Consider the following 25113-nt stretch of genomic DNA (forward strand, 5'->3'; position numbering starts at 1 on the left):
CGGTATTAGCTCCGATTTCTCGGGGTTATCCCAGAGTCCAGGGCAGGTTACTCACGTGTTACTCACCCGTTCGCCACTAATCCCCGAAGCAAGCTCCGGTTCATCGTTCGACTTGCATGTGTTAAGCACGCCGCCAGCGTTCGTCCTGAGCCAGGATCAAACTCTCCAAAGAAAACTGTTTGACCTGACCAAAGAACTGTCAACAACTGACAATCCATCAATCTCAAAGAAATCCCAAACACCAACCAAAAAGGTCGATGCCCGAGGATATTTGGCATTGAACATAGTGCACGCTGTTGAGTTCTCAAGAAACGGACGCACCCGGTTCAGCGCCGATCTCGGCGCCTCTTCCGAGGCAGTTTCGTTCTTCTCATCCGGTCATCCCGAAGGACGCATCCGAATGCATCAAGCTCACGGAGATTTCTCTCTTCGAGGCTTGGAATGTTCCCGCTTGAGGCCGATAAGCCAAGGTCTTCATGGACCCTGTCGCTCTTCGTTCCTTTGGGGCAACGAGTGATTACATTACGTGGAATCGGGGGTGCCTGCAACTCAGCCCCACATCCCGGGCGTGTCGCGCTTCGATCGCCGATTCGGGGCGGTCGCGCCTACTCCACGAAGACGCCCGCGAGCGTCTTCTTGCCCCTGCGCAGCACTGCCATGCCGCCCCGCGAAACGCGCCCCTCGAGCGTGGCCGTCTCGTCGTCGACGCGCACGTTGTCGAGCGAGACGCCCCCTTGGGCGATTGCCCGCCGGCCCTCGCTCTGGCTCGAGACGAGGCCGGTGTCGACAAGGAGCTGGACGATGGGCGCATCGGGTGATGTCGTCGTGTTCGGCAACTCGCGAAGAGCGGCTTCGAGGGTGCCTGGATCGAGTGCCGCGAGATCGCCCTGCCCGAACAGCGCTTGCGATGCGGCGATGACGGCGGCCGTGGCATCCGCCCCATGCACCAGGGTCGTGACCTCGGAGGCGAGCACCCGCTGCGCCTCGCGCTTGAACGCCTCACGCTCGACTGTCGCCGCGAGCCGTTCGATCTCGGCTCGGCTGAGGAAGGAGAAGACCTTCAGCCGGTCGATGACGTCGGCATCATCGGTGTTGAGCCAGAACTGGTAGAAGGCGTAGGGACTGCACATCGCGGCGTCGAGCCAGATCGCATTCCCCTCGCTCTTGCCGAACTTCGTTCCGTCGGCGTTCGTTACGAGCGGGGTGCCGATGGCGTGCACACTCGCTCCCTCGACCTTGTGGATGAGGTCGGTGCCGCTCGTGAGGTTGCCCCATTGGTCGCTGCCCCCTGTCTGCAGCACGCAGCCGTAGTGGCGGTAGAGCTCGAGGTAGTCGAAGCCCTGGAGGATCTGGTAACTGAACTCGGTGTAGCTGATGCCCGCCTCGGAGTTCAGCCGGGAAGCGACCGCGTCTTTCTTCAGCATCGTGCCGACGCGGAAGTGCTTGCCGATCTCGCGAAGGAAGTCGATCGCGGAAAGGCCGGCGGTCCAGTCGAGGTTGTTGACGAGCCGCACCGCGTTCTCGCCTTCGCCCGAGAGGAACCGGCTCACCTGGCCCTGCAGGTAGCCGACCCATTCGGCGACGGTCTCACGCGTGTTGAGCGTGCGCTCAGCTGTCGGCCGTGGATCGCCGATCAGCCCGGTCGATCCGCCGACGAGGCCGAGCGGCCGATGGCCGGCGAGTTGGAGCCGTCGCATGACGATGAGCTGCACGAGATTGCCGAGATGCAGGCTCGGCGCGGTCGGATCGAAGCCGCAGTAGTACGTGATGGGCTCCCCTGCGAGCAGCTCCTTCAGCGCGGCCCGGTCGGTCGACACGTGCACATGGCCGCGCCACACGAGCTCCTCCCAGACATCGTCGAACGAGGCGTCGTTCTCTTGGAAGGCGAGGATCACGGGGTCTGGCACCCCGACAGATTATCAGCGGGATCCGGTCGAATCGGATATAGTCCTCAGCATTGAGTCAAGCCGCGTAATGATGTAGCCTTGACCACCTGAAGAACTAAGCTCCAAGATTCACTGCCTCACCTCAATGCCTTGGCCTTCAGTGGAGGAGACAAGATGTTCGTCATCACCGCCGATCAGGTCGGGAGCCGCCGGGAGCCGGATCGAACCGGCGCACTTGTCGCCGACCTCACCGAGAAGTTCGGCGACGGGCTCATGCTCCCGGTCGACCAGACCGCCGGCGATGAGGTGCAACTCGTGACCCGGTCGGCGGAGACCGCGCTTGCGATCGTGCTCGACACCACGCGCACCGGGCGCTGGAGCGTCGGGCTCGGCGTCGGCGACATCCGCTATCCCGTGCCCGACGCGGCACGAAAGGCGAGCGGCAGCGCATTCATCGCCGCCCGCGACGCCGTGGGCGCCGCCAAGCGCGCCGATGGGCGATTCGCCTTGCGGGCGGCACCGCTCACGACTCGCGTCACCGTGGCTGACGTCGAACCGCTCGTTCGGCTCCTCGTATTGCTGCGCGAACGCAGGACGGAGCCGGGCTGGGAGGTCGTCGAGCTCGTCAGGTCGGGCCGACAGCAGAAGGAGGCCGCCGCCATCCTCGACATCAGCCCAGCGGCGGTCAGCGCACGTCTGAAGGCGGCGATGTGGCGAGCCGAAGAGGAGGCTGTTCCTCCGCTCGTCCGACTGCTGCAGGAGCTCGACGGCGAGGCCACGCACACTCTCCTCGAATGACGAAGCGGGAGTCGACGGCCTCGCTATGCTGCTCGAAGGCCTCGGACCGCACGGTCCCTGGACCGGAAGGAGCTGCGTGAACCTCGTCGACCTCGCCGACGTCATGACCTGGTCGGCACTGCTGCTCGCGCTGATCGCGGCGACGGCATTCTCGGTACTCGCGTACCTGCGGCCGCGCCGCTCCTACGTGTGGTTCGCGGCCGGCACCCTCGGCATCGCGCTCCTCGCAGCAGCGACCGCGAGCGCACCGGCGCAGTTCGGGCTGGCGCCGCTCGTCACCATCCTGGGCCTCACGATCGCCCTGTTCGGCGGCAGCCCGGCCGCAGCGACCGCACTCGACCTCGCGATGGGCGGCACGGTCGCTCCCGGCCTGCACGGCGGCATCATCGTCGCCGAGAAGCCCTCCGCGAGTGAGGAGCGCCAGGGAATCGCCTCGACGAAGCGCCGTGAGGTGCTCCGCGGCGGGCTGACCATCGGCGTGCTCGAACGCATCGCCACGGCGGGCGCCATCGTCGCCGGCTTCCCGGAAGCCCTCGCCATCGTCGTCGCCGTGAAGGGCGTCGGCCGATTCACCGAGCTCGAGGCACCGGAGGCCCGCGAGCGTTTCATCATCGGCACGTTCGCCAGCCTCATCTGGGCGAGCGCGGCAGCACTCGTCGTGCATCTCGCGATCCGCTGAGTACGGCGCTCGCGACGTAGCGCAACGCCCCGCCAACCGCTACAACCCGGCGAAATACCGTCGGCGCAGGAACCGGTCCGTGCCGGACGTGAAGTACCCGGCATCCGCCCACGCCGTGGTTTCGACGAGATGCTTGCGACGGAGTGCCTCGACAGGGCTGGTGGCGCCGCTGAACTTGAGCGACTCGCGGAACGCGTAATGGGAGAACAACCGCATGTACTCGCCCAAGTAAACGTCGGCGACGGCGGAGTTGCCGCGGATGACCAGCATGTTCTCGTCGTTGGTGTCGGTGGAGGCTTTCGAGAAGTTCGCCGAGCCGACGACCACGATGGGGTCGGAGCCCAGTGGATCGATGAGCATGTACTTCGTATGGATGTACAGCACGTGCGCTTCCGCTGTGGCGCGATCGGTCTCGGCGAGCCAACGGTCGAAGGTGTTGATCTGCACTCGGGCGCCCACTGAGACGGTGGTGTTCGGACGTCGACGGATGCGGTCGATCGTGGCCGCCTGCGCCGCGAAGGTCGCCCCGTTGCCCTTCTTCTCCATGAGTGCGAAGCGCAGCACGTCATCGGTCCGGTCGTAAACATTGACGAACCGGTCGTCCATCCCGAAGGCGAACGTCATGAAGAGCGCACGTGACGCGTCGCCGGCGAGTTCGGCATACCAGTCGAGCGCCCCGAGATCGGTGCGAGGTGAGAAGACCACGTCAGTGTCCGTCGCGCCGACCGGCACAGGTGCCGGCGTCATCGCGGTCGCTTCGGTCGCGGTCGGCTTGCGGGTGACGTCACGCTCGAGCAGGGACCAGTAGCCGGCGAATGTCGCCGCGACACCCGGATCGCGCACGACGTGGGCGTTGTTAGAGTGGCCGAAGATGCCGTTCTGCGACAGGTTGGTCGAGCCCGTCCACACCTCGGCGGGAGCGCCCGCACGGCTCAGGACGAAGAACTTGTTGTGGGCGAAACGCCCCGACCGCTCCCGGGCCACGACGGCGCCATCGAGACCGCTGCCGACAAGCGCCGCTTCATTGCCGGCCTTCTGCGAGTCGCCGTCGTAGAGCACCTTCACCGTCGTGCCACGTGCACGGGCCGCGGCGAGCGCGGCGAACACGCGCGTGTTCTTGAACTCGAAGATCGCACCGTGGAGGACATCACCCGAGCCCGCTTGACCGATGAATGCCTCGAGTCCCTCCACGAGACCGCGCGAGAGCCAGTCGAACGCGGCCTGGCCGACTTCATCGGGCGGCCGGTTCTGGAACCGTCGCGCGTACTCCTGCGATGCGATGGAGCCCCGGTTGAAGAAGACAGCATGGCGGCCGAGGTCGACCGGTTCAGTGATGACCGTGACGTCGACCGTGGCACCCGGGACGAGCGCTCCGGGGGCGCCCATCATCGCCGAGACGCGATACGTGTAGTGCTCGTTCGGGCTGACGGAGTAGTCGGCCCACTGGAACGATTGAAACGGATGCTGCCGCGACGAGCGACCCACACCGGGCGGCGGGTTCGGTTCGACGCTCGCGAACGTCTTCATGCCCGTCATCCATCGAACGTCGCCATCGGAGTGTCGCGTGCGGCGCACGGCGAAGCCGAGCACCTTCTCGGTACGGATGTCGGAGCGCTCCATGTTGAAGCCGAGGAGCACTACGTGGTTGCCGGCGATCGCCTGCACGGTGAGACCGTCGCTGATGTCGGAGTTGCGCATGAGTGCAGCGTGGCGCAGCCGCTCCACTCCCACAACAGGGCGGACCCGGAGCGCGTCGGGCGGCTACTCCGCGGCGAGCCGGTGCCGCCGGTACGGGGAGACGCCCGGTTCGCCCACGAGCCAGAACCGCCAGGGGAACGCGGCTCCCCCGCCGGCGCCGCTGACGCCCGTGCGCGGTCCGCTCTCGAACGGCAACGGTGCGGCCGGCACTCGCACCGAGAACGGCGGCGAGAGCAGGTCTGCGCCGGTGGCCGAGAGCGGCACGCCGAGCGTGAGTGACAGTCGTGCCGGGCCGCGAGCGAGATCCCGATCGGATGAACCGGCTCGCCGCAGGCGCGCCAGCTCGAGGCCTTCGACCACGGTGCCGCCCCGCAGCAGTACAGCGGCCGAGGCGCCCGGATGCCCCGCCACGATGTTCAGGCACACGTGCATCCCGTAGCTGAAATACGCGTAGAGATGCCCGGCCTCCCCGAACATCACCGCGTTCCGAGGAGTCTTGCCACGAAAGGCGTGCGAACCGGGATCATCACCGCCACGGTATGCCTCGACCTCGGAGAGCCGCACGGCGACGCGGCCCTCGTCGGTATCGTGCGCCAGCACCGCCCCGAGGAGCAGGGGCGCCAGTTCGAGCGCGTCGCGGGCGAAGAACTCCCGGCTCGCGTCGACGAGTTCGAGGCCCGACGCGCCGGTCAGGGGCGCTCCTCGGGAAGCCCGGCGACGAGGTGCCGCACTCGGTCGGCGAGGCGCGCGAACTGCTCGGCCACGCGCACCGGGGCCGTGCCGCCGATGCCGTCGCGGCTCGCGACCGAACCTTCGACCGTGAGCACCTCGCGTACATCGGGTGTGAGGTGGGGCGAGATCGCGGCGAGCGCGTCGTCGTCGACGGCGTCGAGCTCGAGCGAGTGCTCCTCGGCATAGCGCACGAGCGCGCCCGTGATCTCGTGGGCGTCGCGGAACGGCACGCGGCGCTTCACGAGCCACTCCGCGACATCCGTCGCCAGTGAGAACCCCGCGGGGGCGAGCTCGGCCATGCGCTCGGTGTGGAAGGTGAGCGTTGCGATCATGCCCGTGAACGCGGGCAGCAGCACTTCGAGCGTCTCGACCGAGTCGAAGACGGGCTCCTTGTCTTCCTGCAGGTCTCGGTTGTAGGCGAGCGGCAGCGCCTTCAGCGTCGCCATCAGGCCCGTGAGGTTGCCGATGAGACGGCCCGACTTGCCGCGCGCGAGCTCGGCGATGTCGGGGTTCTTCTTCTGCGGCATGATCGACGATCCGGTCGAGTAGCCGTCATCGAGGGTGACGAAGCCGAACTCCCGCGTGTTCCAGAGGATGATCTCTTCAGCGATGCGCGAGAGGTCGATGCCGATCATGGCGGTGACGAACGCGAACTCGGCGACGACGTCGCGGCTCGCGGTGCCGTCGAGCGAGTTCTCGGCCGGCACGGCGAAGCCGAGGTCGTGGGCGACGGATGCCGCATCGAGCCCGAGCGTCGAACCCGCGAGCGCTCCACCGCCGTAGGGCGAGACATCCGCGCGCCGGCCCCAGTCGACGATGCGCTCGAGGTCGCGCGAGAGCGCCCAGCCGTGCGCGAGCAAGTGGTGCGCGAGCAATACGGGCTGGGCGTGCTGGAGGTGGGTGCGACCCGGCATGACGGCCGCGCGATGCGTGTCGGCCTGGGCCGCGAGCGCGTCGATGAGGTGCACGAGCTGTTGGCCGATGACCGTGGCGTGGTCGCGCAGGTAGAGGCGCACGAGCGTGGCGATCTGGTCGTTGCGACTGCGGCCGGCCCGGAGCTTGCCGCCGAGCTCGGGCCCGACGATGCCGATGAGCGCCGTCTCGAGGGCGCCGTGCACGTCTTCATCGGTCTCGGCGGCGGTGAGCTCACCCGAGTCGACCTGCTCGGCCAGGCGATCGAGGCCGGCGAGCATCTCCTCGAGTTCTGACTCGGTGAGATACCCGGCCGTCGAGAGGGCGCGGGCGTGGGCACGCGAGCCGGCGATGTCGTACCCGGCGAGTTGCCAGTCGAAGTGCGTCGACTTCGAGAGTGCCGCGAGCTCGGGCGACGGGCCCGAGGCGAAGCGGGCGCCCCAGAGGGAGCCCTCGTTCGTTCCCTGCTGATCCGTCATCAGGCGTCCTTCCGCTCGAGCAGCCACACGAGCAGCGCCTTCTGCGCGTGCAGGCGGTTCTCCGCTTCGTCCCAGATGATCGACTGCGGTCCGTCGATGACGTCGGCGGACACCTCGTAGCCGCGGTCGGCGGGCAGGCAGTGCATGAACACGGCGTCGGATGCCGCGAGCGACATGAGCTCCCGGTCGACCCCGTACGCGCCGAACGTCGCGACGCGATGCGCCTTCTCGTCTTCCTTGCCCATCGAGACCCACGTGTCGGTGACGACGACGTCGGCTCCGGCGACGGCCTCGGCTGCGTCGGTGAAGAGGGAGACCGAACCGCCGGTCGCCTCGGCGATGCGGTCGCCATCGGCGACGACGGATGCCGCGGGCACGAACTCCTCGGGCGACGCGACACGCACGTGCATCCCGGCGGTGGCCCCGGCGAGCACGTAGGACTGCGCCATGTTGCTCGCCCCATCGCCGAGGAACGTCACCGTGAGCCCCGCCAGACGACCCTTGTGCTCACGGATGGTGAGCAGGTCGGCGAGCAGCTGGCATGGGTGGAAGTCGTCGGAGAGGGCGTTGACGACGGGCACCGAGGTGCCGGCGGCCATCTCCTCGAGCCCCGCCTGTCCGTACGTGCGCCAGACGATCGCGGAGACGAGCCGCTCGAGCACGCGCGCCGTGTCGGACGGCGTCTCCTTGCCGCCGAGCTGGCTGTTCGCCGTCGAGATGATGAGCGGCGAGCCGCCGAGGTCGGCGATGCCGACGGCGAACGACACCCGCGTGCGGGTGGACGACTTGTCGAAGATCACGGCGACCGTCTGCGGGCCCGCGAGCGGCTGCTCAGCCCAGCGGTCGTGCTTCAGTCGTGCCGCGAGATCGAGGATCTCGGCCTGCTCGGCCGGGGAGATGTCGTCGTCGCGGAGGAGGTGGCGGGTCATGCGGTTCCGTTCGGTGTGGGTCGAGGAAGGTCAGAGGGTGGCGGCGACGGCGGCGAGCGAGTTGCCGAGTCGTGCGGCGAACTCGTCGATGTCGTCGTCGTCGATGATGAGCGGCGGCGCCATCCGGATGGTGGAGTCGTTCGCCGCGTTCACGATGAGGCCGCCGTGCATTGCCTCGGCGACGACGGCTGCAGCGACGGGCTCGGTGAGGGCGATGCCGATGAGGAGGCCGCGGCCGCGGACCCCGGCGACGAGCGGCGATTCGAGTGCCGCGACACGTTCGCCGATCTGCCGCCCACGTCGCGTCGCGTTCTCGAGGAGACCGGCGCGCTCGATCTCGCCGAGCACCGCGTTCGCGACGGCGGTCGCGAGCGGGTTGCCGCCGAAGGTCGAACCGTGCTGGCCCTTCGAGTAGAGCGAGGACGCCCGCCCGAACGTGACGAGTGCGCCGATCGGGAAGCCACCGCCGATGCCCTTCGCGACGGTGATCGCATCTGGCGTGATCCCGGCGTGCTGGAAGGCGAACCACTCGCCGGTTCGCCCCGCGCCCGTCTGGATCTCATCGACGATGAGCAGCGCGCCGTGACGGTGGGTGAGCTCGCGCGCGGTCTCGAGGAAACCGTCGGGAAGCTCGACGACGCCGGCTTCGCCCTGGATCGGTTCGAGGAAGAGGGCCGCGACCGCATCGTCGATGTTCGCCTCGAGCGCCTCGATGGTCGCGGGGATGTGCTCGACGCCGCCGGGCAACGGCTCGAAGGCGTCGCGCATGTGCGCCTTGCCGGTGAGCGCAAGCGAGCCCATGGTGCGTCCGTGGAAGCCGTCGACGAGCGAGAGCACGCGAGTGCGTGCGCCGCCGGAGTTGTTGAGGCGGGCGAGCTTGAACGCCGCCTCGTTGGCCTCGGCGCCAGAGTTGCCGAACCACACGCGTCCGGCGTCGCCGGCCCCCGCGAGGCGGGTGATGCGCTCGGCGAGCTCGAGCGCGGGCTCGGTGGTGAAGTAGTTCGACACGTGGGCGAGCTTCGCCGCTTGCGCCGAGACCGCCTCGACGAACACGGGATGCGCGTGGCCGAGCGCATTGACGGCGATGCCGGCGAGGAAGTCGAGGTACTCCTTGCCAGTGTCGTCCCACACTCGGGAGCCCTCTCCCCGCTCGAGCTTCGCGAGCGGCATGGCCATGGAGCGCATGAGGCGTCGGTCGAATCGGTCCTGCCAGGCGTTCATGCGGGCACGACCTCCGTTCCGATGCCGGATTGCGTGAAGACCTCGAGCAGGATCGAGTGCGGGATCCGGCCGTCGATGATCGCCGCCTTCGCGACCCCGCCCTCGACGGCATCGAGGCACGCGCGCATCTTCGGGATCATGCCCGATTCGAGGCCTGGCAGCATCGCCTCGAGCTCGGGCACCTCGATGACCGAGACGAGCGACTCGCGGTTCGGCCAATCTCGGTAGAGGCCCGCGACATCCGTGAGGATCACGAGCTTGGCCGCGCCGAGCGCTGCCGCGAGCGCGGCAGCGGCCGAGTCGGCGTTCACGTTGAGCGATTGGCCGGGCACGTCGCCGTCGGGCGCGATCGACGACACGACGGGGATTCGCCCTGCGGCGAGGTCGGCGTGCACGGCCGCAGGATCGACGGAGATCACATCGCCGACGAGTCCGAGGTCGACCTCTTCGCCGTCGACGACCGCACCGCGACGGCGACCCGTGAAGAGGCCGGCGTCTTCGCCCGAGAGGCCCGAGGCGAACGGTCCGTGCTCGTTGATGAGCGACACGAGCTCGCGGTTCACCTGGCCCGAGAGCACCATCCGGACCACGTCCATGGTCTCGGGCGTGGTCACCCGGTAGCCGCCGCGGAACTCGCTCTCGATACCGAGTCGCGCGAGCATGGCGGAGATCTGCGGCCCGCCGCCGTGCACGACGACGGGCTTGATGCCCGCGTACCGCAGGTAGACCATGTCTTCCGCGAAGGCGCGCTGCAACTCTGGGCTGACCATCGCGTTGCCGCCGAACTTCACCACGATCGTCTCACCGTGGAAGCGCTTGAGCCACGGCAGCGAGTCGATGAGCACTTGCGCCTTGTCGGCCGCGGTGGACGGAGCCGTGCCGATCTGCTCGGCGTCGTCGATCTGGGTCACATCGTTCCCGTTCATGCTCAACTCGCGTACGCGCTGTTCTCGTGCACGTAATCGTGGGTGAGGTCGTTCGTGCGAATGGTGGCGGATGCCTCACCGGCATGCAGTTCGATGAGCACGTGCGTGGCTCGTGGCGTGAGGTCGACCTGTTCGCGCGGTGCGTCGGGGCGACCGGCATGGCAGACGCGGACCCCGTTCATCGAGACGTCGACGAGATACGGGTCGAACGGCGCCGTCGTCGTGCCGATCGCGGCGAGCACACGGCCCCAGTTCGGGTCGTTGCCGAAGATCGCGGCCTTGAACAGGTTGTTGCGCGCGACGGAACGGCCCACCTCGACGGCGTCGTCTTCGGTCACGGCACCGCGCACCTCGATCGCGATGTCGTGGCTCGCGCCCTCGGCATCCGACTGCAGTTGCAGCGCGAGTGACGCACACGCCTCGGTGAGCGCGGCCGTGAACGCCTCGAGCGAGGGCGCGACCCCCGATGCCCCCGAGGCCATGAGGGTGACCTGGTCGTTCGTCGACATGCAGCCGTCTGAGTCGAGGCGGTCGAACGTGACCCTCGTCGCGGCGCGCAGCGCTGCATCGAGATCGGCGGCCGCGAGATCGGCATCGGTCGTGAGCACGACGAGCATCGTCGCGAGCCCCGGTGCGAGCATGCCGGCGCCCTTCGCGATGCCGCCGATGCGCCATCCGTCGCCCTCGATCACGATCGTCTTCGGCACGGAGTCGGTGGTCATGATCGCCCGTGCCGCGTCGTCGCCGCCGGTCGCCGAGAGCCGGGCGGCCGCCGACAGCACGCCCTCTTCGAGCACCTCACCGTCGAGCTGGTCGCCGATGAGCCCGGTCGAGCAGACGAGCACGTCGCCGGCGGCGATCGAGAGTGCGGATGCCGCGGCCTCGGCCGTGCGATGGGTGACCTGGAATCCCTCGGGGCCGGTGAAGCAATTCGCGCCGCCCGAGTTCAGCACGATCGCCGAGACCTGCCCATCGTCGATCACCTGCTCGGACCAGAGGATCGGGTTCGCCTTCGCGCGATTCGACGTGAACACCGCGGCCGCCGAATGCAAGGGGCCGCGGTTCACGATCAACGCGAGGTCGAGCGCTCCCGAGCGTTTGATGCCGGCGGCGATGCCGGCCGCCTCGAATCCGGCGGGAGTGGTGACGGTCACGGGGCGACTCCGTTCACGGGCAATCCGGTGGACTCGACGATGCCGAGCGCGATGTTCGCCGACTGGAGGGCGGCGCCGGCCGTGCCCTTCACGAGGTTGTCGACCGCGGCGACGACGACGACCCGGCCGGCGACCTCATCGATCGCGAGACCGAGCAGCGCGGTGTTCGCACCGAGCACGTCGGCGGTGCGCGGGAACTGACCCGCCGGCAGGAGCTGCACGAAGCGCTCGCCCGCGTAGGCGTCTTCCCATGCAGCGCGAACCGTGGCGGCGTCCGTTCCGGGCACGATTCGGGCCGTCGACGTGGCGAGGATCCCCCGCGACATCGGCACGATGACCGGGGTGAACGAGATCGTCGGCGACGCCGCGCCCGCCCACCGCAGCGCCTGGGTGATCTCGGGGATGTGCCGGTGCACGCCGCCCACGGAGTAGGGGTTCGCGGAACCGAGGATCTCGCTCCCGAGGAGGTGCGCCTTGAGGCTCTTGCCTGCGCCCGAAGGGCCGACGGCGAGCACCGAGACGAGGTCGCGGTCTTCGATGACGCCCGCACGGATGCCGGGAGCGAGCGAGAGCGAGACCGTCGATGCGTTGCAGCCCGGTGCGGCGATGCGGCGCGTCTTCGTGAGACGGTCACGCTGAGTGCCGTGCATCCGCGGCAGTTCGGGCACGCCGTACGTCCACGCGAGATGGAAGTCACCGCCGTAGAACTCGGCCCACGCCGTTTCGCTCTCGAGGCGATGGTCGGCGCCGCAGTCGATGACGAGTGTCTCGGGCGAGAGCTGTTCGGCGATCGCTCCCGACGTGCCGTGCGGCAGCGCGAGGAAGACGACGTCGTGGCCGGCGAGCGTCTCGGCGGTGGTCTCCTGCAGCGTGAGGTGCGTGTACGTGCGCAAGTGCGGCTGCACCGAGACGAGGGGCTGACCGGCGTTCGAGTGCGCGGTGACCGTGCGCACCTCGAACTCGGGATGATCGGCGATGAGGCGCAGGATTTCTCCTCCGGCATAGCCGGACGCGCCGGAAACGGCGACGGAGTACGTCATGAATCCACCTTAGGGTCTGAGCGGTCGAGGGATGATCCGGCGACTCCCGCGGCAGACGGTCTAGACCGCAGCAGGGGTCGCCGAGATTCGGCGCTCGCCCCGGCGTCGGCTGCGCACGATTGCGGCACGCGAAGCGCGCGCGGCAGTGGCGAACCGAGCGGTGGACATGCAGCGACCCTATCTGCCGGGAGGGACGCTTCGCAAAACGAGGGGGCCCCTCCGACGATCTCCACCTCAGCGATCCGGCCACGTATCCCGCAGGCATAGGCTCGGATCTGCGCCCACCATCGTCGTTCGAGGAGGATCCATGGCCCTGCGAGTGCTGTTCATCGGCGGCAACGGCATCATCAGTTCCGCATCGAGTGCGCTCGCCGTCGAGCGCGGGCACGAGCTCACCCTGCTGAACCGGGGAACGAGCACGCTTCGGCCCCGGATCGACGGCGTGCGGCACCTCGTCGGAGACGCCGGCGATGCAGCATCCGTCGCCGCCGCGATCGGCGACGAGACCTTCGACGTCGTCGCGAACTTCCGGTCGTTCTCGCCCGCCCAGGTCGCCCGCGACATCGAGCTGTTCGAGGGACGCTGCCGCCAGTACGTGTACATCTCGTCGGCATCCGCCTACCAGAAGCCCGTCGCCCGGCTCCCCATCACCGAGTCGACGCCACTGCGCAACCCCTACTGGCAGTACTCGCGCGACAAGATCGCGAGCGAGGACCTGCTCGTCACGGCCTACCGCGAGCGCGGGTTCCCGACGACGATCATCCGCCCGTCGCACACCTACGACGGCACGAGCGTTCCACTGCTCGGCGGGTGGACGGCGATCGAGCGGATGCGTCGTGGTGCGCCCGTCGTCGTGCAGGGCGACGGCACGAGCCTCTGGACCATGACGCATACGCGGGACTTCGCCGTCGCCTTCGTCGGACTGCTCGGCAACGACCGCGCGATCGGCGAGGCGTTCCACATCACATCCGACGAGGTGCTGACCTGGAACCAGATCACCCAGCTGCTCGCCCGCGCAGCCGGCACGAGCGCCCGCATCGTGCACATCGCGAGCGAGTCGATCGCGCGGGAACTGCCAGAACACGGGCCAGGGCTCCTCGGCGACAAGGCGCACTCGGTGATCTTCGACAACAGCAAGGTGAAGTCGCTCGTTCCGGAGTATCGCGCGATCACGCCGTTCTGGCAGGGTGCGCGGGAGATCGCCGAGTGGCACGATGCCGACCCCTCGCGGCGCATCGCCGACCCGCAGCTGGATGCCGCGTTCGACCGCCTCGTGGCACGTTTCGGCGGCTGACGACTGGGCGTCGGCTGCGTCGGCTGCTTCGGCGCGGCTGCCGGAGCTACTCCCTGATGGCCGCGCCCGCGCGCTCGGCGGCGAGGGCGGCACCCGCGAGCTTCGCGTCGCTCGCTTCCGCCGCCGTCAGCGTGCGATCGGGCGCGCGGAAGCGCAACGCGAAGGTGAGGCTCTTCGAGCCTTCGGGGACACCGGATCCGCGGTAGTCGTCGACGAGCCGCAGGTCTTCGAGCAGCTCACCGGCGCCCTCGCGCACGGCTTCGGCCACGGCTGCAGCCGGCACGTCGAGCCCGACGACGAGCGACAGGTCTTGCGTCGCGGCCGGGAAGGTGCCGATCTGGCGGGCCTCGAGGCCGGGCTCCGTGAGTTCGATGACCGCGTCGAGGTCGAGCTCGACGATGGCCACCACGCGAGGCAGGTCGGCCTCTTCAGCAAGCGTGGGCAGCAACTCGCCTGCGTAGCCGACGGTGCGACCTGCGACGCGCAGCTGGGCGGTGCGGCCCGGGTGCAGCGCGTGGTGCGATCCCTGCACGACCTCGATCTCGGCGCCGGTCGCGAGTGCGATCTGGCGCACGGTATCGAGTGCGTCGACGATGCCCGCGGGAATGGCGGGCTGGCCTGGCTGCTTCGCCACGGCGTCGCCGAGGAGCAGCACGGCGACGTGGCGCGGCTGCGCCGGGATGCCGGCCTGCAGGGCGTCGAGCTCATCGTCGCTCGGCTTCGCGTTGCCGACGGGCAGCTCGGCGGTGCCGTACTTCCGGTCGGGCTCGGGCAGGAAGACGAGCCCGAGTTCGAACAGCGAGAGGTCGGTGAGTCCGCGCGAGAGGTTGCGTCGGGCCGCGCCGATGAGTCCGGGCAGCAGCGAGCGGCGCATGAAGGGTGCTCCCGCGTCGAGCGCGTTCGCGAGGCGCACGGATGCCACGGGGCCACCGTCGGCGCTGCCGTACGTGGCGTTCTCGTGCTCGGTCGCGAACGGGAAGGCGAGCACCTCGGTGGATCCCGCCGAGGCGAGCGTGTCGGCGACCCGGCGGCGCAAGCGCTGCGAACGCGTGAGCCCACGGCCGGGGGGCGCAACGGGAAGCACCGACGGAATGCGGTGATACCCGGCGAGCCGGGCCACTTCCTCGGCGAGCTCGGCCTTGCCGGTGAGGTCGGGTCGCCACGACGGCGGCACGACCTCGAAGCCGTCGTCGGTCGCCGTGATGATGCCGCCGACCTCGGCGAGTGCGTCGTGCACCTCCTGGTCGGTGTACTCCACCCCGATGAGCTCGGAGACGAAGCCCCTCGGCAGCGTGATCGCCTCGCGTGCGGCGACCTCGCTGAAGATCGAACCGCCGCCGTCGGCGGTGCCGCCGGCGAGGTCGACCATGAGCTGGGCCACCCGCGACACTGCGGCCGGCGGAATCTCGGGATCGACACCGCGCTCGTACCGCTTCGCGGCCTCGCTCGGAAGCTTGTGCCGCCGCGCGGTGCGGGCGATCGAGACGGGATCCCAGTTCGCCGCCTCGATGAGCACGTTGTGCGTCGACTCGCCCATCTCGGTCTCGCCGCCGCCCATGACACCGCCGAGGCCGATCGGGCCGCGGTCGTCGGTGACGACGAGATCCTCGACGTGGAGCGTGCGCTCCTTGCCGTCGAGCGTCGTGAGCTTCTCTCCTGGCAGCGCACGACGGACCCGGATTCCGCCGCGAAGCGCGTCGAGGTCGTACCCGTGGATCGGCTGGCCGAATTCGAGCATCACGTAGTTGGTGATGTCGACGAGGAGCGAGAGCGAGCGGATGCCGGCGAGCTTCAGCCGCGCGACCATCCATGCCGGCGTCGGGCGTGTGGGGTCGACACCGCGAACGATGCGCGTCGCGAACACGGCCGAGCCGGCCCTGCCGCGGATCGGCGCGTCGTCGTCGATGACGACCGAGAAGCCGTCGGCAGTGGCATCCGTCGCCGTGACCTGCTCGACGGGGTCGCGGAACCGCGCACCCGTGGCATGGGCGTACTCGCGCGCGACGCCACGGATCGAGAACGCGTAGCCGCGGTCGGGGGTGACGTTGATCTCGACGGCGGCGTCGTCGAGCCCGAGCAGCGCGATGGCGTCGGTGCCGACGGGCGCGTCGATGCCGAGCGTCGAGAGGCGGAGGATGCCGTCGTGGTCGTCGCCGAGACCGAGTTCGCGGGCCGAGGCGATCATGCCGTCGGAGACGTGCCCATAGGTCTTGCGCGCCGCGATCGGGAACGGGCCGGGCAGCACGGCGCCCGGCAGCGTCACGACGACCTTGTCGCCCTGGAAGAAGTTGCGGGCGCCGCACACGACGCCGTGCACCGCGTCGCCGCCGTCGGCCGCCGTCTCGCCCTCGGGCGCCACGCGCACCTGGCACCAGCGGATGGTCTTGCCGTTGGACTGCGGCTCCTCGACGAACTCGAGCACCTCGCCGACGACGATCGGGCCCTGGAGCTCGAACGTGTGCACGTCCTCCTCTTCGAGGCCCACCTTCACGAGGGCGGCATGCACGTCTTCGGGCGTCGTGCCCGGCACGAGTTCGACGTACTCCGCGAGCCAGCTGAGCGGCACTCGCATGTTCTAGACCACCATTCCGAACTGCTGGGAGAAACGGATGTCTCCCTCGACCATTTCGCGCATGTCCTGCACGTCGTTGCGGAGCATCAGGCCGCGTTCGATGCCCATGCCGAAGGCGAACCCGGTGTAGACCTCGGGATCGATGCCGGCGGACTTCAGCACGTTCGGGTGCATCATGCCGCAGCCGCCCCACTCGATCCAGCGCGCGCCGCCCTTGAAGGTCGGGTGCCAGAAGTCGAGCTCGGCGGAGGGCTCGGTGAACGGGAAGAAGCTCGGCCGCAAGCGGATCTTCGCCTCGTCGCCGAAGATCGACTTCACGAAGTGGTCGAGCGTGCCCTTGAGGTGCGCCATGGTGAGGCCCTTGTCGACCGCGACGCCCTCGAACTGCATGAACACGGGCAAGTGGGTCGCGTCGAACTCGTCGGTGCGGTACACACGACCCGGCGCGAGCACGTAGAGCGGCAGCTCGCGTTCGAGCATCGAGCGGATCTGCACGGGGCTCGTGTGGGTGCGCAGCACGAGGTGCGCCTCGGGCGGGTCGACGAAGAACGTGTCCTGCATCGCGCGCGCCGGGTGGTCGGCGTCGAAGTTCAGCGCGTCGAAGTTGAACCATTCGCTCTCGACCTCGGGGCCTTCGGCGATCTCCCAGCCCATGCCGGTGAACACGTCGCACACCCGGTCTTGCAGGAGGGAGAGCGGATGCCGCGCGCCGGGCGTGTAGCGCGACGGCAGCGCCGTGACATCCACCGCCTCGGCCTCGAGCTGCGCGGCGGCCTCGGCCTCGACGATCTCGGCCTCACGAGCGGCGAACGCCTGGTTCACCCGACCGCGCGCGCCGCCCACGAGCTTGCCGAGCGCGGCCTTCTGGTCGTTCGGCACATTGCGGAGCTGGGCATTCAGCTGCGCGAGGGTCGACTTCTCCCCCGCGTGCTCGCTGCGGACGGTCTTCAGCGCGGCGGAGTCGCCGGCCGATGCGATCGCCTGGAGGGCGGCATCGACGGCCGATTCGACGGCGTGCTCGGTGATTTCGAGGGGCTCGGACACGAAGAACGAGTCTAGTCGGCTTGCGCAGAAGGCTCCGCGCTCCGAGCAAGGTCAGCGGCTTGCGAACCCGTCATTTGCTTCCGACTGACGCGCCGCAGCCGACGCCTGCGCCACGAGCATCGCCTGGCCGGGATCGGTCGGATCGAGCCGCTTGCCGGAGGACTTCGACGCCGTGCGCTTCGACAGCCATCTCGCGAACCGCGACAGCGAGAGGTTCATGATGAGGTAGAGCACGAGCGCGACGACGAAGAACGAGAACAGGTAGCGATTGCCGTAGAAGGTCGCCAGCTGGTTCATGGTCACGCGCAGCAACTCGACGTATCCGACGATGAAGCCGAGCGAGGTGTCTTTCAGCAGCACGACGAGCTGGGCGACGATGATCGGGAGCATCTGACGGAACGCCTGCGGGAACTCGACGAGCATCTTCGACTGCAGCGGCCGCATGCCGAGGCTGAGTCCCGCTTCGCGTTGGCCCCTGGGCAGCGATGCGAGCCCAGCGCGCAGTGCCTCGCCGATGAGCGCGCCGTTGTAGAGCGTGAGGGCCGCGACGACCGCCACGAATGCACCCGTGTTCAGGACGAGCAGGATGAAGAGCATCATGAGCAGCACCGGCATGCCGCGCACGAACTCGAGCACGACGGCCGTCGGCACGCGGATCCACGCGATCTCCGAACTCCGCAGGAGCGACAGGATGATGCCGAGCACGATCGCGAGGACGGCTGCCGTGAGGGCCGCGGAGAGCGTTCCGCCGACGCCGACGAAGATGATGCGTTCCCATACGGCCGGGTCGGCGAAGACATCCCACCGGCTCGGGTCGAAGTACCCGGGGAGAGTGATGCCACCGCTCTCGCGAGGTGCAGCGAGGGTGAGTGCGATCCAGGTGAGGCCGGCGAGAATCAGCACGCCGGTGACGATCGAGGAGATGAGTGAGAGTCGGCGCGCCCTGGGACCCGGCACGTCGAAGAGCACGATCGGCACGCTCATCGCTGCACCACCCATTTCCGTTCGAGTTGGCCCGCGAAGATGCCGAGCGGCACCGTGATGACGAGGTAGAGGGTGGCGGCTGCCAGAAGGATCGCGATGACCGCGTCGCCGTTCGCGTTCGCGAGCTCGCGCGCGGAGGCGAAAAGCTCGAAGACGAAGAAGCCGCCCGCCACCGAGGTGTTCTTCGTGAGGGCGATGAAGACGTTGATGAGCGGCGGGATCGTCATGCGGAACGCCTGCGGCATCACGATCAGTCCGACGGTCTGGCCGAAGCCGAATCCGACGCTTCGCGCCGCCTCGGCCTGTCCGACCGGCACGCCGTTGATTCCCGAGCGGAGGGCCTCGGCGACGAAGGGCGAGGTGTAGACCGAGAGGCCGATCATCGCGGCGGTCTCGTACTCCAGATCCGAACCGAGATACGGGAGCACGATCGCGCAGAAGAACAGCACGAGCGTGAGCGGAGTGTTCCGCACGAGCTCGGTATAGACCGTGGCGAATGCGCGCAGCGACGCCACCGGGGAGATGCGCATGGCGGCGATGATCGTGCCGAGCACGAGAGCCGAGATGCCGCTCACGCCGAGCAGCAGCAGCGTCATGCTGAAGCCGCGCCAGTACGTCGGCAGATTCTCGATGACCGCGTCCACGAGTCTCCGTTCCTGTCAGATGTGGGTGGGGTGCGGCCCGGGCCGAGCTGGCCCGGGCCGCAGACCGATCAGTAGCGGTCGACTGCCGGCGGCTCGACGTACGGCAGCACCGTGCCGGCCGTGGAGTTCCACGCCTCTTCGTAGCGACCGTCTTCGTAGGCCTCCTCGAGGACGTCGTTGATCCAGTCACGGAACTCGGTGTCGTCCTTGGCGAGACCGATGCCGTAGGGCTCTTCAGTGAAGGGCTCTCCGACGACCTTGAACTCGCCCTCGTTCTGGGCTGCGAGGCCCGCGAGAATGACGTTGTCGGTCGACACCGCGACGACATCCCCCTGACGCAGGGGCTCGAGGCAGTTCGTGTACGTGTCGGTGAGCACCGGCTCCGCGCCAATCTCAGTGAGCTTCGCCGCGGGCGTGGAGCCCGTCACGGAACACACCGGCTGGCCGACGAGATCTTCTTCGCTCTCGATGTCGTCGTTGTCGGCGAGCACCAGGATCGACTGGCCAGCCATGTAGTACGGGCCGGCGAAGGAGATGACTTCCTTGCGCTTGTCGTTGATGGTGTACGTCGCCACGACGAAGTCGACCTGGCCGTTCTCGATGAACGGCTCACGGTTCGCCGAGACGGTCTCGACCCACTCGATGTTCTCTTCGTCGATGCCGAGTTCGCCCGCGATGATCTTCGCGATCTCGACGTCGAAGCCGACGGGCACGCCGTCGGGGCCGATGAGGCCGAACAGGGGCTGGTCGAACTTCGTGCCGACCGTGATCGTGCCCGCCTCGGCGAGCTCCGCCATGGTCGTGCCGGCCTCGAACGTGGGCGCCGGCTCGGCCGTCGGCTCCTCAGCCGCGTCGTCGCCGCCTCCAGCGCAACCGGCGAGCGCGAGCGCCGACACCGCGGCGGCCGCGACGAGTGCGATTCTCATGCGTTTCATGTCTCTGCCTCTTCTTCCTGTGGGTGTTTCCTCGCCGCTCGTGGCAGCGCAGGTCTAGTGCTCGAGGATCTTCGAGAGGAAGTCCTTCGCGCGGTCGGACTTCGGGTTGTCGAAGAACTCCGCGGGAGTCGCCTCCTCGACGATGCGGCCACCGTCCATGAAGAGCACCCGGTCGGCCGCCTTGCGGGCGAAGCCCATCTCGTGGGTGACGACGATCATGGTCATGCCGTCTTTCGCGAGGCCGACCATGACGTCGAGCACCTCGTTGATCATCTCGGGGTCGAGCGCGCTCGTGGGCTCGTCCATCAGGATGAGCTTCGGGTTCATCGCGAGCGATCGCGCGATCGCGACACGCTGCTGCTGGCCGCCCGAGAGCTGGGCGGGCATCTTCTTCGCCTGGTTGGCGACACCGACGCGGTCGAGTATCTCCATGCCCCTGGCGTCGGCGTCTTTGCGCGACATCCGCCTCACGCGGATCGGGGCGAGCGTCACGTTCTCGAGCACGGTCTTGTGCGCGAACAGGTTGAACGACTGGAAGACCATACCGACGTCGGCTCGGAGCTTCGCGAGCGCCGCCCCCTCTTCGGGAAGTCGTTCGCCGTCGATCGTGATCGTGCCCGAATCGATGGTCTCGAGGCGGTTGATCGCGCGGCAGAGCGTGGACTTGCCCGAGCCGCTCGGTCCGATCACGACGACGACCTCACCACGATTCACCACCGTGTTGATGTCGTTCAGCACGTGCAGATCGCCATAGTGCTTGTCGACCTGGTCGACCACGACAAGGGGTTCGCCGCGACGAACGGAGATGTTCGAGGTCGCGGGCGCCGGTTGGGTTGGCTCCATATCCCCAAAACTAGTGGTCTGACGGAGCCCGCGACCAAGCAACCGGGCGGAGGTTACCTATTCGTAACCCGGCTGCGCTGCGCGAAAGCACTCTCATAGAGGCAGACGGATGCCGCCGTCGCGAGGTTCATCGACTCGGCATGCCCGTAGATCGGCACCGTGACGACGCGATCGGCGAGCGCGAGCTTGTCGTCGGGCAGCCCGTGCGCCTCATTGCCGAAGAGCCACGCCGTCGGCTCGGCGAGCATGCCCTCGTTGCGCGAGGCGAGCAGGTCTTCGCCCTTGACGTCGGCGGCGATCACCACCAGACCCGCTGCACGGGCGCGCTGCAGCACGTCTTCGAGTTCGGCGCCGACGGCGACCGGGAGGTGAAAGATCGAGCCGGTCGAGGCCCGCACGACCTTGGGGTTGTAGAGGTCGACGGTGCGGCCGGTGAAGACCACGGCGTCGGCGCCGGCGGCATCCGCTGCCCTGACGATCGTGCCGGCATTGCCCGGGTCGCGCACCTCTTCGAGGATGGCCACGAGCTTGGGGCTGCTCGCGAACACGTCTTTCACCGCCGTCGGGAACTGGTGGCACACCGCGACGAATCCCTGCGGCGTGACCGTGTCGGCCATCGAGTCGAGCACCTCTTCGGTGACGAACTCGACGTCGACGCCCGCGTCGACCGCCGTCTCGGCGATGTCGGTGTAGCGCTCGAGCGCGCTCGGCGTGGCATAGAGCTCAACGACGAGCTGCGGGCGGAACGTGAGCGCCTCGGCGACGGCCTGCGGACCCTCGAGCAGGAAGAGCCCGCTCTCGGCTCGCGCGGGCTTCTTCGCGAGCTTCGCAACGGCCCGCACGCGCGGCGATCTGGGGTTCTCGAGCATGGCACCAGTCTAGGGTCGAGACGCAGAACGACCCGGCACCACGAGGGGTGCCGGGCCGTTCTGAACAGACGTGCCTACGCGGCGGTCTTCGGGGCCGAGGTGTCGGCCGGGAGGGCCTGCTTGGCGCTCTCGACGAGCGCCGCGAACGTCGCGGGCTCGTTGACCGCGAGCTCCGCGAGGATGCGGCGGTCGACCTCGATGCCCGCAAGGCCGAGACCCTGGATCAGGCGGTTGTACGTGAGGCCGTTCGCGCGCGACGCGGCGTTGATGCGCTGGATCCAGAGGCGACGGAAGTCGCCCTTCTTCTGGCGACGGTCACGGTACGAGTAGACGAGGGAGTGGGTGACCTGCTCCTTCGCCTTGCGGTACAGGCGCGACCGCTGCCCGCGGTAACCTTCGGCGCGCTCGAGAATGACCCTGCGCTTCTTGTGGGCGTTGACCGCCCTCTTCACTCTTGCCATGACTCTGTTTCTTCCTTAATCCGACGGCTCAGCGGCCGAGAAGCTTCTTGATGACCTTGGCGTCGGGAGCCGACACGACCTTGTCCTGGTTCAGTCGGGCCTTGCGCTTCGAGGCCTTGACCTCGAGGTGGTGGCGCATCCCGGCCTGCTGCTTCTTGATCTTGCCGCTGCCGGTGATCTTGAAGCGCTTCTTGGCCCCGGAATGGGTCTTCTGCTTCGGCATCTCGTCTTTCTCCTTGATTCTGCCGCCACGCGAGTGGCGGACGGGGGGTGCTGGCCTAGCCCTCGGCGGGCTCTGCCGTCTGCGGCTCTGCGTCGGCCGGGGCATCCGCCGGTCGCGCCTTGGCCGCAGCACGCTGTGCGTTCGCCTCGGCCTTGGCCTCGGACTTGTTCTTGAGGGGCCCGATCACCATGACCATGTTGCGGCCATCGATCGTGGGGTTGTGCTCTACGGTGCCGTACTCTGCCACGTCTTCTGCGAAGCGCTGCAGGAGGCGCACGCCCATCTCGGGGCGCGACTGCTCGCGGCCTCGGAAGAGGATCATGGCCTTGACCTTGTCGCCGGTCTTCAGGAAGCCGATGGCGCGCTTCATCTTGGTCTCGTAGTCGTGCTTGTCGATCTTGAGACGGAACCGAACCTCTTTGAGGATCGTGTTCGCCTGGTTGCGCCGGGCCTCTTTCGCCTTCTGCGCAGCCTCGTACTTGTACTTGCCGTAGTCCATGATCTTGGCGACCGGCGGCTTCGAGTTCGGCGCGACCTCGACGAGATCGAGATCGGCCTCCTGCGCGAGCCGCAGGGCCACCTCGATCTTCACGACGCCGACCTGCTCTCCGCCGGGGCCCACGAGGCGGACCTCGGGGACGCGGATACGGTCGTTTGTACGGGGATCGCTGATGCGTGTACTCCTCTACTCAAGCTGTTTCGCTCGACGGGAGGCGGATGCCGCCCGTCGACGAGAGCGGAAGATCCACGCAAACCTGCACGGATTCACACCGTGCGGAACTGCGGCACCCTATCTACTTCCGCGCCTTGCGACGCGGAAGCGGAGTGCAATCGACCCGGTAACCTTGATGAAGCGGTATGCGCGGGTGGGAGAATCTCCACTTTCGTACCGGGGACTGGCCCCGGGCCCGCAGTAGTCTAACAGAGGATGTCCGTGAGCGACAGTTCAGACGAGTCCACCGTCGTGGGGGCCACCCGTGACATCGCCGAGGTCCCCGCGGTCGAGATCATCACGACCGCTGCAGTGCACCTCATGAGCGCCGCCGCGGTCAAGGTCGGCCTCGCCGACGATCCCGGCGAGCAGGTCGATCTCGACGAGGCACGCAAGCTCATCAACGCTCTCGCGGGACTCATCACCGCCGGCTCGCCGGAGATCAGCGACATGCACGCCCGGAGCCTGCGCGACGGCCTGCGCTCGCTGCAGCTCGCGTTCCGCGAGGCATCTGTGATTCCCGACCCCATCGGGCAGGGCCCCGGCGAGAAGTGGACCGGACCGGTCACCTGAGCGCGCCCCTCGGCTGAACAGGCGCCCTGCTCGACGACTCAGGCGCGCGAGCAGCCTCGCTCAAGTCTGGCAACTCGGGCACCACCAGGTCTCGCGTCGTTCGACGTCGATGCGACCGAGGCGACCGTGCTCGATGCGCGTGCCGCAGCGCCGGCACGCCTCACCGCCGCGCCCGTAGACCCACAGCCGCGCGCCGCGCCGGAGATCGCCGGTGGTCGTGCGCTCGAGGCGCTCGCGATTGGCGCGCATGACGCGGCTCGCGAGGTCGACGAGCGGCTCGAGCGGCACCTCGCCGGTGGGCCGCGTCGGCAGGACACCGCGGAGGAAGCACAGTTCGTTGACGTAGACGTTGCCGAGTCCGGCGAGGTTGCGCTGGTCGGCGAGCGCGACGGCGATCGGGGTCTCGGGAGCCGCTGCGAGCCGGCGCGCCGCTTCTGCGGCATCCCAGTCGTCGCCGAGGAGATCGGGACCGAGGTATCCGAGCCGCTCGCCCTCCTCGGCCGCCGGGAACACCTCGAGGAGGCCGAGGTCGAAGCCGACCGCGAGCACTCCCTGCGTCTCGATCACCGCGCGCGCGTGCCAGGCCGGCCGGCGCCACCGCTCACCCGGGCGATAGACCCACCACTCCCCCTCCATCTTCAGGTGCGAGTGCACGACGTGATCGCCGATGCGCATGAGCAGGTGCTTGCCGCGGCTGCCGACCGATCGCACGGGATCACCCGAGAGGTCGACCGTGGCGAACGCCGGCACGCGGAAGTCGGAGCGGGTCACGAGCTGACCCGCGAGCACATCGTCGAGGAGTCGTGCCGACCGGAACACCGTGTCACCTTCTGGCATCGAAGCGGAGCCCCCTCGGCGTCTCGCGGAATCCGGCCGCACGCAGCGGCTGGTCGAGAACTGATCCGTAGATGCCGGCACCGTTGACCGTCTCCACCCGGAGGCGCGGCACGCGCGCTCGCGCGAGCGCGTCGGCGAGCGCGGAGGCGCCCGCGACGAGCGTCTCGTCGTCGCTCGAGAAGACGAGCGCCGTGCGCCCGCCCCGCTCGAGGTAGAAGACCGCCTCGCCGTCGACCAGGGCGACGAAGGCTCCGGCCTTCCGCGCCGGGCGATGGCCGTCGGCGGCGAGCTCTGGCCAGTCGAGCGCGGCGCCGAAGGGATTCGCGGGATCGGTTGCGGCGAGGGCGATCGCCGCGCCACGCGGCGCGCTCCGCAGTCGGTCGACGGCCGCACCGGTGGCGAACTGCGCGCCGCCCTGGCCATCGATGAAGTAGCCCCGGCGCACGCGACCGGACTCCTCGAATCCGGAGAGCGTGCGGTACGCGAGCGCGAACCCGCCGACGACCCCCTCGGCCATGACGGAGCCTCGAGTGACGATGCCGTAGCGCTCGAGGAGGGTCTCGCCGAGCGCATGGGCGCGCGGGGTCGCGGCGGAACTGGCGAGCGGCAGCACGGACCACCGCCCGGCCGCGCGCGGGGGGTTGGCCCGCGCCGTCGCGGCTCGGCTG

General features: G+C 68.6%; 25 protein-coding genes and 1 rRNA gene. 4 read left to right on the forward strand and 22 right to left on the reverse strand.

The genetic code is table 11. The features are described from left to right. Together ESP51_RS17950 and tyrS are read right to left on the reverse strand one after the other, a co-directional pair. Positions 1-172 (reverse strand): 16S ribosomal RNA (locus tag ESP51_RS17950); the annotation flags it as partial. A 433-nt stretch (positions 173-605) separates the two neighbouring features. Continuing rightward, positions 606-1907, reverse strand: coding sequence for a tyrosine--tRNA ligase (gene tyrS, locus ESP51_RS17955; RefSeq protein WP_129522264.1), 1302 nt, complete (start codon positions 1905-1907; stop codon positions 606-608). 153 nt (positions 1908-2060) lie between these two features. Between tyrS and ESP51_RS17960 the strand changes: the two genes are divergently transcribed. Both ESP51_RS17960 and ESP51_RS21130 read left to right on the forward strand, forming a co-directional pair. Further along, a complete protein-coding gene (locus ESP51_RS17960; protein ID WP_129522265.1) occupies positions 2061-2684 on the forward strand; it encodes a DNA-binding protein in 624 nt (207 codons plus the stop codon). Between the two features lie 76 nt (positions 2685-2760). Continuing rightward, entirely contained in the window at positions 2761-3363 is a 603-nt protein-coding gene (locus ESP51_RS21130) for a hypothetical protein (protein WP_241843247.1), read from the forward strand. A gap of 39 nt (positions 3364-3402) precedes the next feature. On the opposite strand, the gene ESP51_RS17970 is transcribed toward ESP51_RS21130, so the two are convergent. From ESP51_RS17970 to argC, 8 genes are all read right to left on the reverse strand, one after another. Then, complete coding sequence (locus tag ESP51_RS17970; protein ID WP_129522266.1) at positions 3403-5061, reverse strand: phospholipase D-like domain-containing protein; 1659 nt, start codon at positions 5059-5061, stop codon at positions 3403-3405. A 63-nt stretch (positions 5062-5124) separates the two neighbouring features. Further along, positions 5125-5754 carry a DNA-3-methyladenine glycosylase gene (locus ESP51_RS17975; protein ID WP_129522287.1) on the reverse strand — a complete coding sequence of 210 codons (630 nt, stop codon included), beginning with the start codon at positions 5752-5754 and terminating at the stop codon, positions 5125-5127. After that, positions 5751-7184, reverse strand: coding sequence for an argininosuccinate lyase (gene argH, locus ESP51_RS17980; protein WP_129522267.1), 1434 nt, complete (start codon positions 7182-7184; stop codon positions 5751-5753). The genes ESP51_RS17975 and argH overlap by 4 nt, the downstream gene beginning before the upstream one ends. Further along, positions 7184-8113, reverse strand: a complete 930-nt coding sequence (gene argF, locus ESP51_RS17985; protein WP_129522268.1) for an ornithine carbamoyltransferase — start codon at positions 8111-8113, stop codon at positions 7184-7186. Before argF ends, argH begins: the two co-directional genes overlap by 1 nt. A gap of 30 nt (positions 8114-8143) precedes the next feature. Continuing rightward, entirely contained in the window at positions 8144-9334 is a 1191-nt protein-coding gene (locus ESP51_RS17990; RefSeq protein WP_129522269.1) for an acetylornithine transaminase, read from the reverse strand. After that, entirely contained in the window at positions 9331-10260 is a 930-nt protein-coding gene (gene argB, locus ESP51_RS17995; protein ID WP_129522270.1) for an acetylglutamate kinase, read from the reverse strand. The genes ESP51_RS17990 and argB overlap by 4 nt, the downstream gene beginning before the upstream one ends. A gap of 2 nt (positions 10261-10262) precedes the next feature. After that, entirely contained in the window at positions 10263-11414 is a 1152-nt protein-coding gene (argJ, locus tag ESP51_RS18000) for a bifunctional glutamate N-acetyltransferase/amino-acid acetyltransferase ArgJ (RefSeq protein WP_129522271.1), read from the reverse strand. Then, on the reverse strand, positions 11411-12454 hold the full coding sequence (gene argC, locus ESP51_RS18005; protein ID WP_129522272.1) for an N-acetyl-gamma-glutamyl-phosphate reductase: 1044 nt from the start codon (positions 12452-12454) through the stop codon (positions 11411-11413). Before argC ends, argJ begins: the two co-directional genes overlap by 4 nt. A gap of 307 nt (positions 12455-12761) precedes the next feature. Between argC and ESP51_RS18010 the strand changes: the two genes are divergently transcribed. Continuing rightward, positions 12762-13748: an NAD-dependent epimerase/dehydratase family protein gene (locus tag ESP51_RS18010; protein WP_129522273.1), complete on the forward strand. Its 987-nt coding sequence runs from the start codon at positions 12762-12764 to the stop codon at positions 13746-13748. A 46-nt stretch (positions 13749-13794) separates the two neighbouring features. On the opposite strand, the gene pheT is transcribed toward ESP51_RS18010, so the two are convergent. From pheT to infC, 10 genes are all read right to left on the reverse strand, one after another. Further along, positions 13795-16320: a phenylalanine--tRNA ligase subunit beta gene (gene pheT, locus ESP51_RS18015; RefSeq protein WP_129522274.1), complete on the reverse strand. Its 2526-nt coding sequence runs from the start codon at positions 16318-16320 to the stop codon at positions 13795-13797. 3 nt (positions 16321-16323) lie between these two features. Next, entirely contained in the window at positions 16324-17364 is a 1041-nt protein-coding gene (gene pheS, locus ESP51_RS18020) for a phenylalanine--tRNA ligase subunit alpha (RefSeq protein ID WP_129522275.1), read from the reverse strand. 51 nt (positions 17365-17415) lie between these two features. After that, the gene (locus tag ESP51_RS18025) at positions 17416-18348 is read right to left on the reverse strand and encodes an amino acid ABC transporter permease (protein ID WP_129522276.1); all 933 of its coding nucleotides are present in this window, start codon (positions 18346-18348) and stop codon (positions 17416-17418) included. Then, the gene (locus tag ESP51_RS18030; RefSeq protein WP_129522277.1) at positions 18345-18992 is read right to left on the reverse strand and encodes an amino acid ABC transporter permease; all 648 of its coding nucleotides are present in this window, start codon (positions 18990-18992) and stop codon (positions 18345-18347) included. The genes ESP51_RS18025 and ESP51_RS18030 overlap by 4 nt, the downstream gene beginning before the upstream one ends. A 68-nt stretch (positions 18993-19060) precedes the next feature. Further along, complete coding sequence (locus ESP51_RS18035; protein WP_129522278.1) at positions 19061-19927, reverse strand: glutamate ABC transporter substrate-binding protein; 867 nt, start codon at positions 19925-19927, stop codon at positions 19061-19063. A 54-nt stretch (positions 19928-19981) separates the two neighbouring features. After that, complete coding sequence (locus ESP51_RS18040) at positions 19982-20770, reverse strand: amino acid ABC transporter ATP-binding protein (protein WP_129522279.1); 789 nt, start codon at positions 20768-20770, stop codon at positions 19982-19984. 53 nt (positions 20771-20823) lie between these two features. Then, complete coding sequence (locus ESP51_RS18045; RefSeq protein WP_129522280.1) at positions 20824-21639, reverse strand: TrmH family RNA methyltransferase; 816 nt, start codon at positions 21637-21639, stop codon at positions 20824-20826. Between the two features lie 74 nt (positions 21640-21713). Then, positions 21714-22100: a 50S ribosomal protein L20 gene (gene rplT / locus ESP51_RS18050; RefSeq protein ID WP_129522281.1), complete on the reverse strand. Its 387-nt coding sequence runs from the start codon at positions 22098-22100 to the stop codon at positions 21714-21716. Positions 22101-22128: 28 nt separating this feature from the next. Then, on the reverse strand, positions 22129-22323 hold the full coding sequence (gene rpmI / locus ESP51_RS18055) for a 50S ribosomal protein L35 (protein WP_129522282.1): 195 nt from the start codon (positions 22321-22323) through the stop codon (positions 22129-22131). A 55-nt stretch (positions 22324-22378) separates the two neighbouring features. Then, positions 22379-22996 carry a translation initiation factor IF-3 gene (infC, locus tag ESP51_RS18060; protein WP_129522283.1) on the reverse strand — a complete coding sequence of 206 codons (618 nt, stop codon included), beginning with the start codon at positions 22994-22996 and terminating at the stop codon, positions 22379-22381. A 261-nt stretch (positions 22997-23257) separates the two neighbouring features. Here infC and ESP51_RS18065 point away from each other — a divergent pair, with 261 nt between their 5' ends. Beyond that, positions 23258-23608: a DUF1844 domain-containing protein gene (locus ESP51_RS18065; protein WP_241843249.1), complete on the forward strand. Its 351-nt coding sequence runs from the start codon at positions 23258-23260 to the stop codon at positions 23606-23608. A gap of 60 nt (positions 23609-23668) precedes the next feature. On the opposite strand, the gene ESP51_RS18070 is transcribed toward ESP51_RS18065, so the two are convergent. Both ESP51_RS18070 and ESP51_RS18075 read right to left on the reverse strand, forming a co-directional pair. Then, positions 23669-24445 carry a DNA-formamidopyrimidine glycosylase family protein gene (locus ESP51_RS18070; protein ID WP_129522285.1) on the reverse strand — a complete coding sequence of 259 codons (777 nt, stop codon included), beginning with the start codon at positions 24443-24445 and terminating at the stop codon, positions 23669-23671. Next, positions 24432-25113: Lhr family helicase (locus ESP51_RS18075; protein ID WP_422386863.1), on the reverse strand; the 682-nt coding region annotated here is incomplete at its 5' end. The genes ESP51_RS18075 and ESP51_RS18070, both read right to left, overlap by 14 nt.

The organism is Agromyces albus (assembly GCF_004134825.1).
In the GTDB taxonomy this organism is placed as follows: Bacteria; Actinomycetota; Actinomycetes; order Actinomycetales; family Microbacteriaceae; genus Agromyces; species Agromyces albus.